Genomic DNA, 16,619 nt, shown 5'->3' with positions numbered 1-16,619 from the left:
GTTCAAATGTGGCTCTGCCAGTCCACACCCCCGCGCCTACGTGCGGAAAGACCCGGACCGGCAACCCACGAATCGCTTTGAACCCGAGGTTCCAGTCCCACCGTCAGGACCGGGCGCCGCCACACTTCATATCGTCTAGGCCGCGGGGCGTGTCCCTCGGCGTCGGCGCACGAGCGGGAGTCCGGGGAGCAACCGCGGGACCAGGCAGGGTTCGTCGGAATGCTGGGGCTCCGGCCTGAACCGGCGTTCACTGGCGAAAGTTCAGCGGCCGGAACACGTACCCGTGCCGCCAGATCCGGAAGGGCACGACATGACTGAGATCGATGCTTTGATCGACGCCGAGCGCACCAGGCTGGTCGATGCGCTGGAGGGGTTGGACGCCGAGCAGTGGAACGAGCCCAGCTTGTGCGCCGGCTGGCGTGTCCGGGACGTCGCAGTGCACCTGCTGATGCCCTATGAAATGTCGGTGCCGCGTTTCTTCGGCAGGATGGCTGCCTCGGGGTTCAAATTCGACGCGATGGCTGACCGATGGGCGACGGGGGACACCCGGCCGACCAGGGATATCGTGGACGCTCTTCGCGCCACCAAGGACGGTCGTTTCGGCATCCCCGGTGCCCCGCCGGAGGCGCCGCTGTGTCACCTGGTGATCCATGCCGAAGACATCTACCGTCCCCTCGGCATCGATCGCACCATCAACCCCCAAAGCGCCAACGTCGTCCTGGACCAGCTGGTCGGCCCCAAGGCGCGGCGGGCGCTCAAGACCGGACTGATCGATGGACTCGCATTGTCCGCCCCCGACACCGGCTGGAGCTACGGGACCGGCGCTGAAGTGACCGGAAATGCCGCGGCGTTGATCTCAACGCTGTCCGGTAGGCCGCAGGCAAGCCAGGAGCTCACCGGTGACGGAGCCGCCCGGGTGCAGCGGCAGCTCCTGTCTGACTGAGGCCGCCCACCGGCGCGTCCACCCAGGACTACCCCGCGGCTTCGACCTTGTCGATCGCGGTCAGGGCGCTTTCCATGGTGCCGGCCAGTTCGCTGGCGGGGGCGGGTTTGGCGAACAGGTAGCCCTGCAGCGAATCGCAGCCCAGATCCATCAGGTACTTGGCCTGCTCCGGGGTCTCGATGCCCTCGGCCGTGACCTTCAGCCCAAGGTCCTGGGCCGCCTTGATCATGGTGCGGAAGAACGGCAGGTGCTCCTTGCCGGTCTTGATCATGGCCACGAACGAGCGGTCGATCTTGACCTTGTAGAGCGGCAGTTCCTTCAGCCGGCCCAGCGTCGAATAGCCGGTGCCGAAGTCGTCCATGGCGATCCGCACGCCGGCGTCGCGCAGCTGCCGGAGCTGACGCATCACGTCCGAATCGGCGTCGAAAAACACGCTCTCGGTCAGCTCGAGCACCAGCTGGCGCGGATCCACCCCGGTGGAGGCGACAATCGCCAGCACGTCGGTGGCGAAGTCGCGGTGCTGGAACTGCAGGCCGGAGACGTTGACGGACACGCTGTAGGTGGAGTCGCCGGCGAGCCAGGGCCGGATCTCGGCGCAGGCGCGGCGCATCACCTCGTCGCCGATCTCGCGGATCAGGCCGCTTTGCTCGGCCACGGGCAGGAACTGGTTGGGCGGCACCAGCTTGCCGTGCCGCTCCCAGCGCGCGAACGCTTCGAACTGCACCACGGCGCCGAGCCCGGGGGACACCACCGGCTGGTAGTGGACCGAGATCTGGCCCAGCTCCACGGCCTGCCGCAGCCCGGCTTCGCCCTGGTCCTTGTGCGCGGCGGTGTTCAGCATCTCCGGCCGGAACTGCAGCCAGGTGTTCTTCCCCGCAGCCTTGGCCGCCGTCATGGCCGAGTCCGCCTGCCGCAGCAGCTCCGCACCGTCGTGCGTCTGCGGCGTCCTGGCGGCCAGGCCCATGCTGACCCCGGGCCGCACTGACGATCCGCCGATCCGGGCCGGCGCGTACAGCGACTCGGAGATCCGTTTGGCCACGGCCCCGGCGTCGAGGCACTCGGTCAGCAGCACCACGAACTCGTCGCCGCCCAGCCGGGCCACGGTGTCGTGCGGCCGGACGCAGTTGCGTAGCCTGCTGGCTACCTCCACCAGCAGCTCATCCGCGGCGGAGCGGCCCAGCATGTCGTTGTAGCTCTTGAAGTCGTCCACGTTCAGCAGCAGCACGTCCACCGGGTCCGGCCGGCGCAGCGCCGCGGCGAGGCGCTCGTTGAACAGGGTCCCGTTGGGCAGCCCGGTCAGCGCATCACGCAGCACGGCCGCCTTCAGCTGGTCGTCGTGCTCGGCCGCGGTGAGCCGGGGGAGCACGCCCGTGGTCCCGGGCACCAGTTCGGCCTCCAGCGAGTTGAACGTCCGACGGCGGGGAGCCGCCGCAGCGGCGGCCGCGGTGCCGCCGTCGTACGCCGCGGGCCGCCGTGGCGCGGCCAGTGCGCGGCGGATTGAAAGCGCGACGGTGCCCACAGCGCCGGCGCCAGTGCCGTTGTTTCCGGAGCTGCCGGGCACGGGCGGCAGGGCGGCAAGGGTGATTTCCAGCGGAAACTCGGTGGCGTCGCCGTGCCGACCCGCACCGGCGAAGGGCGGCCGCGCCGCACCTGCTGGCTTCCCGGCGCTGCCAGCAAGTCCGGCCAGGACGGTGTGGAAATCCTCCCGGGACGACTCGGCCAGCAGCAGGCTGTAGTCGGCGCCCAGCAGCTGCGCCCGGGAGTAACCGAAGAGCTGCTCCGCGGCGTTGTTCACGAAGGAGATGGATCCGTCCGGGGCAAGCAGCAGGAGGGCGTCGGGGCTGTGCTCCAGCACCGTTTGTGCGAATGCTGCGTCCATAAGATGTCCTGCCCCCAAAGCGATGGAAATGTCTTCTGAATCATAAGTGGTCAGGGGCACACTCTTACGCCGGACCGACCCATAGCGCGCCGGCATGGGCGAATGTGTCGCCCGGGCCGGTCGCGGGGCGAAGACCCGGCCTAACCTACAGCACGGCCGCCGGTTCCTGCAGCGCCTCGATGGCCTCCGCGGACTGGGCCGCGGCCGCCGCCCGCTGCGACGCCGGCACCGGACGGGAGAAGAGGAATCCCTGCAGGGAATCGCACTCATGCTCCATCAGGTACCGGGCCTGCCTGGGCGTCTCGATGCCCTCCGCGGTCACCCGCAGGCCCAGGCTGTGGGCCATGTGGATCATCGAGGTCAGGATGGGGAGCCGCTCCTCGCCGGTGCGCAGCATGGACACGAACGATTTGTCGATCTTCACCGCGTCCACCGGAAGCTCCTGCAGCCGGCCGAGCGAGGAGTAGCCGGTGCCGAAATCGTCCAGCGCCACCCGGATGCCCGCCGCGCGCAGCGTGATCAGCTGCTGGATCACGTGGGTGGCGGCGTCGAAGAACACGCTCTCGGTGACCTCGAGGACCAGCTGGTGCGGATCCACCCTGCTCCACGCCGCGATGTCCAGCACCCGCTCGGCGAAGTCCTTGTGCTGCAACTGCACGCCGGAGACGTTCACGGCCAGGGTCCGCCCGGGATCCGCGGCCAGCCAGGACTGCAGTTCGGTGCAGCTCTGCCGCAGGACCTCCGCCCCGATGTCGCGGATCAGGCCGCTGCGCTCCGCGGTCTGGATGAAGGTGTCCGGGGGCATCAGCACGCCGTCGCGTTCCCAGCGGGCCAGGGCCTCGTACTGGACCACCTCGCGCCGGTTCGTGGAGACCACGGGTTGGTAGAAGACGGTGATCTGGCCCAGTTCGACGGCGCGGCGCAGCCCCGCGGCCAGCTGCGTGCGTTCCAGCAGGGTGGCGAGCATCTCCGGCTGGAAGTGCACGTAGCAGTTCTTGCCGGCCTCCTTGGCGGCGTACATGGCCACATCCGCCTGCCGCAGCAGCTCGGAGGAGGACATGCCCTCCTCCGAACGGGTCGCCACGCCCAGGCTCAGCCCGGGCCGCATCAGGGTTCCTTCGATGGTGACCGGGGCGTTCAGCGTGCTGACGATCCGCTGCGCCACCGCGTCCGAGTCGTTGCAGTCGACCAGGAGCACCACGAATTCGTCGCCGCCCAGGCGGGCCACGGTGCCGTGGGGGCCCACGCAATTCTGCAGCCGGCGGGAAATCTCCACCAGCATCTGGTCCCCGGCGTGGTGGCCCAGGATGTCGTTGACTTCCTTGAAATCGTCCAGGTCCAGCAGCAGCACCGCCACCGAGCCGGGGGATTCCAGCGCTTCGGTGGCGCGCTCGTTGAAGAGCATCCGGTTAGCCAGCCCGGTGAGCGGATCCCGGAAGGCGAGGGCCTTGAGCTGGTCCGCCTGCTGGGCTAGCTCTTCGAGCGCGCGGCGGGCCTGGTCCTGCGCCACGGTGCGGGAGGTGACGTCCCGGAAGTTCCAGATCCGGCCCACCACCTCCTCCGCGACCTTCTGGGGTCGCGAATACAGTTCCACCGTGCGGCCGTCCCGGAACTCGAGCAGGTCCTGGCTGTGCAGCTCGTGGTTCGCGTAGAGTTCGGCGACCTTGGCCTTGAAGGAGTCCGGATCCAGCAGCTGTTTGGCGATGAACCTGACCAGCGCAGAGGCGTCATCCTCGGCCAGGATCTCGCGCGGCATGCCCCACAGCCGGAGGTACTGTTCGTTGACGCCGGTGATCTGGCCGGTGTTGGAGACCACCACGATGCCGTCCGCCGTCGTCTCCAGCGTCGCGTCCAGGAGCGAGACGGCCTGCCGGCGGCCGGCGTCGGCGTCGGCGCGGTGCGAGACGTCGCGCACGGCGACTGCCATCGACGTTTCGCCCTGGACGGTGACCAGCGAGCAGGTCATTTCCAGCGGGATTTCGCGGCCGTCCCGGTGCAGCCCGACGGCGTTGAAGGGCTTGGTTCCGTAGATTCCGGTGCGGCCCAGGCGGCTCAGGACCCGCAGGAATCCACCGCGGTCGTCCTCCACCAGCAGGCGGCGGTGGCCGACGCCGATGAGCTGGTCACGGGCATAGCCGAACAGGCGTTCGGCGGCCGGATTGAGGAAGGAGATGGTCCCCTCGGTAGAGAGCAGCAACAACGCGTCTGGGCCCTGCATCAGCAGGGTCTCCGCCAGTCCTTGTTCCACGTTGATGCCAGCCCCCGGGTTATCGGTATTCGATTCCACCGGCAGTTCGGCGGTCAGTAAACTTCAAGCATCATAGGACCCTGAGACATAAATCACAGCACCCGCCGCGTTTGCACCGCGGTGTCGCTGCGCAGGCCGGAGATGGTCCGGGCCGACGCGGCAAGCGCCTCGGGCAGCGCGGCGGCCGGTTGGGGCCGGGAAAACAGGTAGCCCTGGAGGGAATCGCAGCCGCGCAGCATCAGGTACTGCGCCTGTTCCCGGGTTTCGACGCCTTCGGCGGTCACGGTCAGCCCGAGGCCGTGGGCCATGTCGATCATGGAGTTCAGGATGGGCAGTCGTTCCTGCCCGGTGCGGATCATGGCCACGAAGGACTGGTCGATCTTGAGGGTGTCCACGGGAAGTTCCTGCAGCCGGCCCAAGGAGGAGTAGCCGGTGCCGAAGTCGTCCAGGGCCACCCGGACGCCGGCGCTGCGGAGCTGCGCGAGCTGGCGCTGGACCTGGCAGTCGTCGTCGAAGAAAACGCTTTCGGTGACCTCCACGACCAGCTGGTGCGGGTCCACCCCGCAGGAGCAGGCCGTTGCGAAGAGCAGGTCCGGGAAGGTGCCCTGCTGAAGTTGAACGCCGGAGACGTTGACGGCGAGGGACCGGGTGGGGTCCGCGGCAAGCCAGGCCCTGAGTTCGGTGCAGCCGCGCAGCAGGACCTCCGTGCCGATCTCCACGATCAGGCCGCTGCGCTCCGCGGTGGGAATGAACTGCTCCGGCGGGACCAGGGCGCCGTCGCGTTCCCAGCGGGCCAGCGCCTCCACCTTGACCACGGTGCCGAGCCGGGAGGACACGATCGGCTGGTAGTGCACCACGATTTCCCCGCTGTCCACGGCGGCCCGCAGTCCGGCCTCCAGCTGGGTTCGTTCCAGCAGGGCACTCAGCATTTCCGGGCGGAAGCGCAGGTAGCGGTTCTTGCCGGCCGCCTTCGCCGCGTACATGGCGATGTCCGCGCGGCGGACCAGCTCGGAAGCGTCGACGGTGTCATCGCTGATGGACGCCAGGCCCAGGCTCAGGCTGGGCCGCAGCATGGTGCCGTCAATGTAGACCGGCGCCTTCAGCGATTCGACGATCCGCGCCGCAGCGGCGTCGGCGTCGAGCGAACCGACCAGCAGGATCACAAATTCGTCCCCGCCCAGCCGTGCTACAACGTCGCTGGGCCGGACGCTGGCACGCAACCGGCGGCCCACCTCGATCAGCATCTGGTCGCCGGCGTGGTGGCCGTGGACGTCGTTGACTTCCTTGAAATCGTCCAGGTCCAGCAAGAGGACGTCGACGGCGGTCCCGCACGGTCCGGCCAGGGCGTGCGCCAGCCGGTCGTCGAAGAGTTGCCGGTTGGACAGCCCGGTCAGTGCGTCCTGGAAGGCGAGGGCCTTCAGCTGGCTGGCCTGGGCGGCGAGGTCCGCCATCGCCTGGTTGATCCGGTCCTGGGCACGCCTGGCCTCGGTGACATCCCGGAAGCTCCAGACCCGCCCCACGACGCGGTCGTCCACCTGCTGCGGGCGGGAATAGCGTTCAAAGATGCGTCCATCGCGGAAGTGCAGCACGTCGTGGCTCTCCGCCTCCGGATCGGCGAACAGGGCAGTCACCTTTGCGAGGAACTGGTCCGGGTTCGCCAGCTGGCCCAGGACGAAGACCAGCAGGGCTTCGTTATCGCCGGTGTCCGCGAGCTCGCGCGGGATGCCCCACATCGAGAGGAACTGGTTGTTCAGGGAGGAGATCCGGCCGTCGGCGCCGACCACAAGGATGCCGTCCGCGGTGGATTCCAGCGTGGCGGCGAGCAGGGACAAGGCTTCGCGGAGCCGGGCGTCCTCTTCGGTGCGCGCGGACGTGCTCATGCGGCCGCAACCGGATGAATCTGAGACCAACGATGCTGCATTTTGAATCCTCCCCCCAGAAATCATAGGGGGCGGATGGGAGCTGCGGCGCCACGCCCCGCCCGGAGGCGCGCGGCGGTGTGCAGCGGCGCGGCTCCGGAGGTGCCGTTCAGTCGGCGGTGGCGAATCCGGCCAGGACCGCCGCGGCCGTGCCTAGGGCAACAGTGTCTGCCGGAGCCCCGGCCGCATCCCGGCCGGCGTCCCGGCAGCGGACCGGCCCAGTCCGTGCACCGTCCATCCGGCGGCGGTCCAGGCTGCGGCGTCGAGGGCGTTCCGGGCGTCCAGCACGGTCCGGCGCCGGACCATTTCGCCCGCCGCCGCCGGCGAGAGGGAGCGGTAGGCTTCCCATTCGGTCAGCAGCAGGACCAGCTCGGCGCCGTCGAGCGCCCGCTCGGTGGAGGCTTCGAAGCGCAGCTGCGGGTAGCGCAGCCACGCGTTGTTGATCGCGGCCGGGTCCGTGACGGTGACGTGCGCGCCGGCGTCGGCGAGTTGCTGGGCCACATCCAGGGCCGGCGAGTCGCGGATGTCGTCGGTGTCCGGTTTGAAGGACGCGCCCAGCACGGTCACCCGCCGGCCGCCCAGCTGGCCGTCGCAGAGGTCCCGGGCTGCCGCCACGGTGCGGGAGCGCTGGTCCCGGTTGATCCCGTCCACGGTGGCCATCCAGGCGTCCACCGAGTCCACGCCCAGCGCGGCGGCCTGCACCCGGAGCGAGCGGATGTCCTTGGGCAGGCAGCCGCCGCCGAAGCCCAGGCCGGCGTGCAGGTAGCGGCCGCCGATCCGCGGATCCAGGCCCATCGCCTCGCCCAGCTCCGTCACGTCCGCGCCGGAGGCCTCGCAGAGCTCGGCCATGGCGTTGATGAAACTCAGCTTGGTGGCGAGATAGGCGTTCGACGCCGACTTGATCAGCTCCGCCGTGGCGAAGTTGCAGATGAGCCGCGGAATTCCGGCGCTGAGCAGCGGTGCGTACACCGCGTCCAGCGCCGCGGTGACGGCTGCGCCGGGACCGTCGGGCTGCCGTGCACCGTCTGATTGCCGGGCCGGGTCCGCGCCGCCGGGGACGCCGTACACCAGCCGGTCCGGCACCAGGGTGTCCTTGACCGCCGTGCCCTGGCGGAGGAACTCGGGGTTCCAGCCGAGGAGCACATCCGGCCGGCCGGCCAGCACGCCGCGGAGCATGTCCACCGTTCCCACCGGGACGGTGGACTTGCCCACGACGGCGGCGCGCGGCGCCAGGAAGGGCAGCAAGGACTCGACGGCGGAGACCAGGTAGCTGAGATCGGCGCCGTCGGAGGTCTTGGACTGCGGCGTCCCGACGCAGAGGAAATGCAGTTGCGCGCCGGCGGCGTCGGCGAAGCTGGTGGAGAAGGTCAGCCGGCCGTTGGCGCGCCCGTCGCGCAGGAGCTCGTCCAGGCCGGGCTCGAAGAAGGGTGCAGCGCCGCGGTCCAGCTGGGCCACCTTGGCGGCGTCGACGTCGATCCCCACGACGGTGTGCCCCATCGAGGCCAGCGTGGCCGCATGTACCGCGCCGAGGTAGCCGCAGCCGATCACCGAAATTTTCACAGGGTTGCTCCTCTGGCCGTTGAACGGGAGTTGGTTGAACTCGGGCTGGTTGAACTGTTCAGGACCGCTTCGTAGTGCCGCACCAGCTCCTCGCCCAGCGCATGCCAGGTCCGGCCCTGGACCGAGGCGTGGGCGGCGGCGGCGAAGGCGCGGCGTTTGGCGTCGTCGCCGGTCAGGTCGGCCACCCGGGCCCGTAGTGCGGCGAGGTCGCCCGGAGCGTAGAGCCAGCCGGTCCGCGAATTCTCCACGAGGTCCAGCGGGCCGCCGCGGCCGGTGGCGACCACCGGGACGCCGGACGCCATGGCCTCCTGGATGGTCTGGCAGAAAGTCTCGAACTCGCCGGGGTGGACGAAAAGGTCGAAGGACGCCACCGCACGCGCCAGCGCCTCGCCGCCAAGGAACCCGGTGAACACGGCCCGGGGGAGCGCGGCCTCGAGGGCTTCGCGCTGCGGTCCGCCGCCGACGATCACCAGCCGGGTGCCGGGCAGATCGGCGAGCACCGCCAGGTCCTCGACCTGCTTCTCGACCGCGAGCCGGCCGACGTAACCGATGATGCGCTCGCCGTCCGGGGCCACCGAGGCCCGCCACGCGTCGTCGCGCTTTTCCGGGTTGAATCGTGCGGTATCCACGCCGCGCCGCCACATTTCCACCCGCGGAATGCCGCGGCCGAGGAACTGGTTCAGCGCAAACGTGGACGGGACCAGGGTGCGCGAGGCGAGCAGGTGGATCTGCTCCACCCGGTTCCAGGCCCAGTTCTCCAGGAACGGGACGCCGTAGCGGGAGGCGTAGCCGGGGACCTCGGTCTGGTAGATGGCCACGGTGGGGATGCCGAGCTGGTGTGCGGCCTGGGCGGCCCGCCAGCCGAGCACGAACGGTGAAGCGAGGTGGACGACGTCGGGGGCGTAGCCGGCAAGGATTCGCTTGACCCGGGCAACACCGCCCAACGCGACGCGTACGTTCGTGTAGCCGGCCAGCGGCACTGAGGGGAGCCGGTGGACGTGTGCGCCGTGGACGTGGTCAGGGACGTCTGTGTCCTGCGTCGACGGCGCGATCACCAGCACCTCGTCGCCGCGGTCCTGGAGATGCTCCAGGACCCTAAGGATGGAGTGCGTAACCCCGTTCATCTGCGGCAGGAATGATTCGGCGACTAATGCGATCCTCACGCCTCCACCGTCGCCGCGGCGGCTGACGGCGCGGGGTCACGGGTGTGGCCTGTGGGGGAAGAGTGGGTTAACACGCAGGTGCGGGGGATGGGTGGCTCAACACAGTTTGTCGGGGGCGACGACCCGAGCTTCGAGGGCTCGAACGAAGCCCGATTGGCCAAGGATGGTCGCTAAGCCGGACCTCGAAGCGGCCAATACGGGCAAATGGGTGAATGCCGTTCCCTGAACGGCGGCCACCCTGCCGACCCTGCCGCGGCTGGTCTCCCGGGAGCGTCAGCCGCTTGGCCCTTCTAGCCGCGCGCGTCTTTCTTGAGGACGTCCGGGAGCTCCTCGACGAAGACCGTCTGGGGCGGTTCGTAGTAGATCACCAGCACCTCCTCGCCGACGACGAAGACGCTCTCCTTATCGAAGGGGTGGGCGTGGAAGGCGCTCGTGCCGCCGAGGAACGGCAGCATGACTTCTCCGATGGTGCCCGGTCCGATGCGCCCGGTCACCCGGCCGATCTTGCCGGTCAGGCTCCGGTTGACCTCTCTATGCATCGGGGGCTCTCGGCGGCTGCTTTGCGGGTTCCCTGCCGTTCTTGAGTGCGGACCGGAGTGCGGGGAGGTAGTCGCCGACCTGTGCCAGGATACCGCCGACCATCCGGTTGATGCCTTCGCCTCCGTTGAGCACCGTGAACTGGCCGACGTGGGCGAACGGTTCCGCCGCTGCCGCGATGATGGCCGGCATGTTCTCGGCCAGCTGCTGGGAGATGACGGCTTCCTGGTTTGTTCCGAGCGCCTCGGCACGTGCCTTGATGCCATCCGCCTCCGCCAGGGCCTTGGCCTTGATGGCGGACGCCGCCGCGTCACCGCGGGCCTTCGTGGCCGCGGCCTCCGCTTCGCCGGTGACACGGGTGGCTCCCGCTGCGGCGGACGCCGCCGTCGCGTTGGCCTGGGCGGTGAGCTCGGTGCGGCGCGCGTTGGCTTGGGCTTCGAGTTCCGTGCGCCGGGCCAGTGCCTCCGCGGCGCTGATGTCGGCGGATTTCTGGCCCTCGGCGTCGGTGCGCTTGGCATAGGCCTTCGCGTCGGCGGGCTTGCGGACGGTGGTCTGGAGTTTCTGCTCCTCGCGGTCCGCCTCGAGCTTGGCCACCTCGGTTTCCTGGACGACGACCTGTTGCCGGGCGGTGGCGTCGGCCAGCGGGCCGGCCTGCGCGGCATTTGCCTTGGCTTTCTCGGCATTGGCCAGCGCCATGGATTGCCGGATCGACGAGACGCTTTGGGCGTCGGCAATCAGCGCTTCGGCCTCGGCTTCCTTCTCCGCAGCCTCCCGGTTCCGGGTGGCCTCGGCGATGCGGGCCTCCATCTTGACCTGGGCAATGTGCGGCTTGGCGATGTTCTGGATGTAGCCGGTGGGATCCTGTAGGTCCTTGATTTGCAGTGAATCCACCACCAGGCCCAACTTTTCCATCTCAATGCCGCTGGCGCCGCGGACCTGGGACGCCAGCTTGTCCCGCTCGCGGATGATTTCCTCCATGGTCATGCTGCCGATGATGGAGCGCAGGTGTCCTTCAAAAACGTTGTAGACCTGGCTTTCCATTTTCGGCTGCTGGCCAAGGAAGCGGCGCGCGGCATTGGCGATGAAGGGCGGCGCGTCGCCGATCTTGTAGATGACCACGCCCTCGACAATCACCTGGATGCCCTGCGACGTCACGCAGTTAACTTTGAGTTCGGTTTCGTTCAGGGTCAGCGACAAGGGCCGGACCGTCTGCAGCCCGGGCAGCACGAGGGCTCCCTTGCCGGTGACGATCTTGAAGTCCATCCCCTCCCTGGTGTCCAGCGTGCCCCGGGTCAACCCGGAGATGATGAGGGCCTCGTTGGGTTCAGCCACCTTCCACATCAGCTTCGTTGCCACCCAGATCACGACGACGACGACGAGCGCCACGGCGAGGATGACGAGAACCGGTATGAAGGCTGAGAAGTCCGGCATGGGAAACCTTTCGGGTCTGTGGTCAGGCCAGTCTGAAGTGCCGCCGTCGAATAAGTCCAGCATTTGGCGGAACGGCTTGGGCGAACCGGCGTCGGAACCGGCGTCGCAACCGGCGTCGGAACCCCTGGCGCTGAACTCCGGCGCTGTGCACTGCCGGCTGCAAAGCCGGCTAAACGAAAGCTGGTGCGGCCGCCTACGAAACTCGAGGCGCCCGCACCAGCAGGTAGTACGAAATTGTTAGATTGCTATGAATCGTTCCTCATTCGCGGCTCCCTTTCCCGGATATCGATTACCGGGTTTGTGCGTCATCGGCCAGATGCCTCGATAGCAACCAGCCGGCGCCAATCATTGCCACGCCCAGCACCATGTGGGTCCAGTTGTCCATGGTGTTGAACGCAAGGAAGTTGGCCGCCGACCCTACGCCGACGATCAGCCCGTAAACGCTGAAGATGATGTACAGCAGGCCAAAACCCATCAGGAAGTTCCGGGCTCCCATGTCGTTGCGCGACATACTCAGGCCCGTGGCGCCGATGACCAGCTGAACGATGTTCAGCAGCATGGACACCTGGAACAGGCCAAGGAACATCGCCCGGGAGTCGGGCCCGATGAACCTCAGTTCGCTGTACTGCGAGGTGATGCCCGGGATGAACCCCAGGACACCCACGGCCGCTAGGACAATTCCCACACCCATGCCCACGTTCTGTACATCCGCCCGTCCGAAGTGAGCGCCGTGTGCATGTGGAGATGCGGTAGTCATTTTTTGCCTCCAACCACTGTTGCGGACACTCTTAATTTTACGGCGGGGTCTTCAAAAAAGCGGCGGCACCGACGGCTGAAATCCGGGGTGAGAGCCTGTCGGAACCCCGGGCGCGGGCCTCTTCGTGGCACGATGGACCACGATGAAACTGCGCGCTGATCAGACCGGGGACCGTGGCCTTCCGATGCCTTTGTGGCTGCAGGGGGCGCTGGAATCCGCGCAGGCGGCCGTGATCTCCGCGCTCGCCGTGATTGCGCCGGTCGTCGCGGTCTGGGCCACGGCCGGATTCCGGGACACCGGCTTTGACTTCCTCGCGCGGCTGGCCGGCCAGGCCTGGCTGCTGATCCACGGGGTCCCGTTGCTGCTGGACACCGGTGGAGCGGGTGGCGCGGGTGCCGCGGCCCAGCCGGAATCCGGGACGCTGTCGCTGATCCCGCTGGGCCTCACCCTGATCCCGTTCCTCCTGGCCTGGCGCGCGGGCCGGCGGCTGGCCAGGGCCTCCTACACGGACCAGCTCTGGCAGGCGCTGCTGGGCTCGTGGCTGATGTATGGGGCCTTCGGGTTCGCCACCGGATTTCTTTGCCGGACCTCCGACGTCGGCGTCAGCCTCTGGTTTGCCTCCATCGTCCCGCTGATCCCGGTCGCCCTTGGCATGGTGATCGGCGCCCGCCGCGAAGCGAGCTCCTGGAGCCGGCTGATCGGCGTCGACGCCGTTGCCTGGCTCTCGCGCACCAGCCAGCACTCGCGCTGGGCCGGCTCCTACCTCGGCTCCGCCATCCAGGCCGGATTCGTGGCCGTGATGGCCAGCCTGGCCATGGCCGCCGCGCTGCTCGCGGCGGACCTCCTCATCCACTGGAACCTCATCATCGCCGTGTACGAGGCGCTCCACGCGGGTCCGGTGGGCGGCGCCGCCCTGACCCTCGCTCAGCTGGGCTACCTGCCCAACCTGGCCGTGTTCGCACTGGCCTGGACCTCAGGGTCGGGGTTCGCGCTGGGCGTCGGCTCGCAGGCCGGGCCGCTGGCTACCGCCGTCGGCCCCCTGCCCACCATTCCGGTCTTCGCGGCGTTGCCCGCCGGCGGCCTGGACTACGGTTTCGTCGCCCTCGTGGTGCCGGCAATCGCCGGGGTCCTGGCGGGCTGGTGGTTCCTGCGCGCCGGCGAAAACCACTTCGACGAATGGCTCTCCATCAAGGTCAAGGCGCGCTGGTTCACCGCCACGGTGTCCACCCTCTTCCTGGGCGCCATGATCGGTACCGTGGCGGGGCTGCTCGCGGCGGGCCTGGCCTGGTTGGCCCGCGGTTCCGCCGGCATCGGACGGCTCACGGACATTGGCCCGGACCCGCTCGTGACGGCACTGTTCATCGCCGTGGAAACCGGCGTCGGCGTCGTGATCGGCTACGCGGCCGGGCCGTGGCTGGAACGTCGGCAGAGGCTGCATGAAGCGGACCTGGAGCCGGCCGCGAAGTAGGGCTGGGCTGACGGGTTGCGGGGTTGCCAGTCGGTCGCGGCGGCCGGAGCGGGGCGGCCGCAAGCTGTGCTGCCGCTATCGCAGCTGCGTTGGCATGGACTTTTCCAGCTGAGTCCGGCACGCGGAGGCGGCCTGCTCGGTGAGGGCGTGGCGGGAGCATTGCTGGTAGTCCCGGACCTGGTTGAAGAACACCGCGGACGCCAGCACCATCAGCACCATCACCGCGGAGACCACCAGGCCGGAGATGGTCCCGAACAGCACCAGCCGCGATTCCCGGAGCCTCGCTGCACGGACCAGCAGGACGACGCCGATCACCACCGCGGCCGCGGTGAGCAGAGCGGCGAGCCAGAGGTAGTTGACGTCCAACTGGAAGACGAAGAACGAACCGAGCACCGCCACGATGAACATGCGGAACAGTGTGTGCGTCTTGAGGAGCGACGCTTTAGCCGCCTCGCTGCCCGGATTCTGGCCGCGCGGGCTCGCACCGGGGTCGTGGGGGGAGTTCATATTTTCCAGCGTACGCGAGCGGCTCATAAGCTAAGGCAATGCGCATAGTAGTCCTCGTCTCCGGCACCGGCTCCAACCTGCAGGCCGTCATCGACGCGGTCAAGGCCGGTGAGCTGGACGTGGAGCTCGCCGCCGTCGGGGCGGACCGGCCCGGTACCTACGGGGTGGAGCGCTCCGCGGACGCCGGAATCCCGACCTTCGTGGTGGACTTCAAGGCTTACCCGGACCGGTCTGCCTGGAACGCCGCGCTCACCGAAACCGTGGCCGCCTACCGGCCCGACGTCGTCGTGTCCTCGGGATTTATGCGCATCGTCAGCGCGGACTTCATCGCCGCGTTCGGGGGCAGGTACTTGAACACCCATCCGGCCCTGCTGCCGGCCTTCCCGGGCGCGCACGGCGTCCGGGACGCCCTGGCGTACGGCGTGAAGGTCACCGGGTGCACGGTGCACTGGGCCGACGCCGGCGTGGACACCGGGCCGATCATCGCCCAGGAAGCCGTGCCCGTGGCGGAGAACGATACCGAGGAGACCCTGCACGAGCGGATCAAGGCCGCGGAACGGCGGCTCTTGGTGTCGACGCTCCGGTCCCTCGCCACCGCGCCCCACTAACCCAACTGGCTCGCAGTTGTTGCCGTTTTGAGGGCTCAAAACGCCAACAAATGCGAGCCAGTTGGGACAGCCGGGACGGTTACTCCAGCCGGCGCTGCTTGGTTTCCGGGGCGAAGAACGCCATCCACAGCACCGAGAGCAGCACCAGGCCGCCCGCCAGCGCGAACGACGTGGCCAGGCCCAGTTCGGGCCACAGGAACGCCGCGAAGACCAGGGGGCCGAAGCCGGCACCGAGCCGGGAAAACGTCGAGGCCCAGCCGAAACCCGACCCGCGCAGTTCGGTCGGGTACAGCTCCGACACGTAGGCGTACAGCACCGGGATGGCCACCTGCACCACGAAGCCGAAAACCAGCAGCCAGAACACGGCCGCCGTCGGGATGTCCACGACGACGGCGACGATCACCAGCGTCAGCGCCGACAGCGGGCCCGTGACGGCGAGGATCCACTTGCGCCCGGTCCGCTCCACCAGCAGCGCGGCGACAACGACGCCGAGCAGGCCGACGGCGGCCATCGACGCCGTCGTCAGGAAGGCCTTGTACTCCTCGAAACCGGCGCCGATCAGGATCCGCGGCATCCAGGTCAAGGACAGGTAATAGACCAGCAGGATGCTGAAAAACAGGGCCCAGGCCGCCGTCGTGATCTTCCAGTTGAACTGCCAGAGCGCGCGGAGCTGGATCCAGGCGCTGCCGGCGGAGAGCCGGGGCGCGTCCTGCGGTTCGGGCAGGCTGTAGACCCGGGGTTCGGCGCCGGTGGCCGACACCAGCCCGTCGATGACCCGGGCGGCTTCCTCGCGGCGCCCCTTGCGGATCAGGAACAGCGGCGACTCCGGGACGCTGCGCCGGATCCAGAACACCAGCAATGCGGGCAGCACCATGATCAGCATGGTCAGCCGCCAGTCCGCGAAGGCGGCGATCAGCCCGGCGGAGACGAAACCGCACAGCGCCGCCCCGATCGGCCACCAGCCGTCCATGGCGGTGAGGACCTTGCCGCGCTGCTTGCGCGGGGTGAACTCGCCCACGAGCGCGTAGTCCACCGGGATGCAGCCGCCCAGGCCGAAGCCGGCCAGGAACCGGAAGGCCACGAACCAGAGGAAATCGGGGGAGAAGGCGCCCAGCACGGTGAAGACGGCGAAGATCAGCAGCGTGGCGGTGAAGGCCTTCTTGCGGCCGATGGTGTCGGCGATGGTGCCCCAGACGAAGGCGCCCAGCGCCATGCCGATCAGGTTCGACGTGCCGATCCAGGCGGCGTCGCCCGGGCTCAGGGACCAGTGCTTCGAGAGCAGCGGGATGAGGATGCCGTTGAGCGTGACGTCCCAGGCGTCGAACATGAAGCCCAGGCCGCCGATCAGGAAGATCCGCCCCTGGACCTTCCACCGCCACGGCAGTTCCTGGACCACTTGTTCGCCGCTGGGCACCGTGGTGTAAGTGTTCATTTTCGCCTCCACGGAAAACTCTACGTGGCCCAGGCGCGGCCTGTGCCTGCTTCACACTCCGGCGCGCGGGCGCCCCGCTGGCGGGCCGGGAGCCCTGACGCGATAAACTGGCCGCACCCCCACCAACCGCGGCCGCGCCGCGATCTAAGACCGCGATCCAAGACGGA

13 protein-coding genes are annotated in these 16,619 nt (G+C 68.7%); 3 read left to right on the top strand and 10 right to left on the bottom strand.

Annotation, left to right across the window (positions count from 1 at the left end):
- Positions 1-310: 310 nt before the first annotated feature.
- Positions 311-943 (top strand): maleylpyruvate isomerase family mycothiol-dependent enzyme, encoded by a 633-nt coding sequence (locus tag AC1DGI_RS08290; RefSeq protein WP_476898418.1) that lies wholly within the window; start codon positions 311-313, stop codon positions 941-943.
- A gap of 28 nt (positions 944-971) precedes the next feature.
- On the opposite strand, the gene AC1DGI_RS08285 is transcribed toward AC1DGI_RS08290, so the two are convergent.
- The 8 genes from AC1DGI_RS08285 to AC1DGI_RS08250 form a co-directional block, all read right to left on the bottom strand.
- Positions 972-2,822 carry a putative bifunctional diguanylate cyclase/phosphodiesterase gene (locus tag AC1DGI_RS08285; RefSeq protein WP_441401802.1) on the bottom strand — a complete coding sequence of 617 codons (1,851 nt, stop codon included), beginning with the start codon at positions 2,820-2,822 and terminating at the stop codon, positions 972-974.
- A 145-nt stretch (positions 2,823-2,967) separates the two neighbouring features.
- Complete coding sequence (locus AC1DGI_RS08280) at positions 2,968-5,109, bottom strand: putative bifunctional diguanylate cyclase/phosphodiesterase (RefSeq protein ID WP_441401801.1); 2,142 nt, start codon at positions 5,107-5,109, stop codon at positions 2,968-2,970.
- A gap of 53 nt (positions 5,110-5,162) precedes the next feature.
- On the bottom strand, positions 5,163-6,950 hold the full coding sequence (locus AC1DGI_RS08275; protein ID WP_476898417.1) for a putative bifunctional diguanylate cyclase/phosphodiesterase: 1,788 nt from the start codon (positions 6,948-6,950) through the stop codon (positions 5,163-5,165).
- A 192-nt stretch (positions 6,951-7,142) separates the two neighbouring features.
- Positions 7,143-8,549, bottom strand: coding sequence for a UDP-glucose dehydrogenase family protein (locus tag AC1DGI_RS08270; RefSeq protein ID WP_476898416.1), 1,407 nt, complete (start codon positions 8,547-8,549; stop codon positions 7,143-7,145).
- On the bottom strand, positions 8,546-9,712 hold the full coding sequence (locus AC1DGI_RS08265) for a glycosyltransferase family 4 protein (protein WP_476898415.1): 1,167 nt from the start codon (positions 9,710-9,712) through the stop codon (positions 8,546-8,548). The genes AC1DGI_RS08270 and AC1DGI_RS08265 overlap by 4 nt, the downstream gene beginning before the upstream one ends.
- 290 nt (positions 9,713-10,002) lie before the next feature.
- Positions 10,003-10,251 (bottom strand): hypothetical protein, encoded by a 249-nt coding sequence (locus AC1DGI_RS08260; RefSeq protein ID WP_441403197.1) that lies wholly within the window; start codon positions 10,249-10,251, stop codon positions 10,003-10,005.
- Positions 10,244-11,680 (bottom strand): SPFH domain-containing protein, encoded by a 1,437-nt coding sequence (locus AC1DGI_RS08255; protein ID WP_476898414.1) that lies wholly within the window; start codon positions 11,678-11,680, stop codon positions 10,244-10,246. Before AC1DGI_RS08255 ends, AC1DGI_RS08260 begins: the two co-directional genes overlap by 8 nt.
- 289 nt (positions 11,681-11,969) lie before the next feature.
- Positions 11,970-12,437: a DUF4383 domain-containing protein gene (locus AC1DGI_RS08250; protein ID WP_441402168.1), complete on the bottom strand. Its 468-nt coding sequence runs from the start codon at positions 12,435-12,437 to the stop codon at positions 11,970-11,972.
- Positions 12,438-12,579: 142 nt separating this feature from the next.
- Between AC1DGI_RS08250 and AC1DGI_RS08245 the strand changes: the two genes are divergently transcribed.
- A complete protein-coding gene (locus AC1DGI_RS08245) occupies positions 12,580-13,905 on the top strand; it encodes a cell division protein PerM (RefSeq protein ID WP_476898413.1) in 1,326 nt (441 codons plus the stop codon).
- A 75-nt stretch (positions 13,906-13,980) separates the two neighbouring features.
- Here AC1DGI_RS08245 and AC1DGI_RS08240 read toward each other — a convergent pair whose 3' ends face one another.
- Entirely contained in the window at positions 13,981-14,412 is a 432-nt protein-coding gene (locus AC1DGI_RS08240) for a hypothetical protein (protein ID WP_441402170.1), read from the bottom strand.
- 38 nt (positions 14,413-14,450) lie between these two features.
- Between AC1DGI_RS08240 and purN the strand changes: the two genes are divergently transcribed.
- The gene (purN, locus tag AC1DGI_RS08235) at positions 14,451-15,020 is read left to right on the top strand and encodes a phosphoribosylglycinamide formyltransferase (RefSeq protein WP_441402171.1); all 570 of its coding nucleotides are present in this window, start codon (positions 14,451-14,453) and stop codon (positions 15,018-15,020) included.
- A gap of 79 nt (positions 15,021-15,099) precedes the next feature.
- Here the strand turns inward: purN and AC1DGI_RS08230 are convergent, their stop codons facing one another.
- Positions 15,100-16,452, bottom strand: coding sequence for an MFS transporter (locus AC1DGI_RS08230; protein WP_476898412.1), 1,353 nt, complete (start codon positions 16,450-16,452; stop codon positions 15,100-15,102).
- Positions 16,453-16,619 lie beyond the last annotated feature (167 nt).

This window comes from Arthrobacter sp. 05N428_2 (assembly GCF_056397065.1).
Note: the sequence above shows the minus strand (reverse complement) of the source record. Positions and strands in the feature narration are given on the sequence as shown.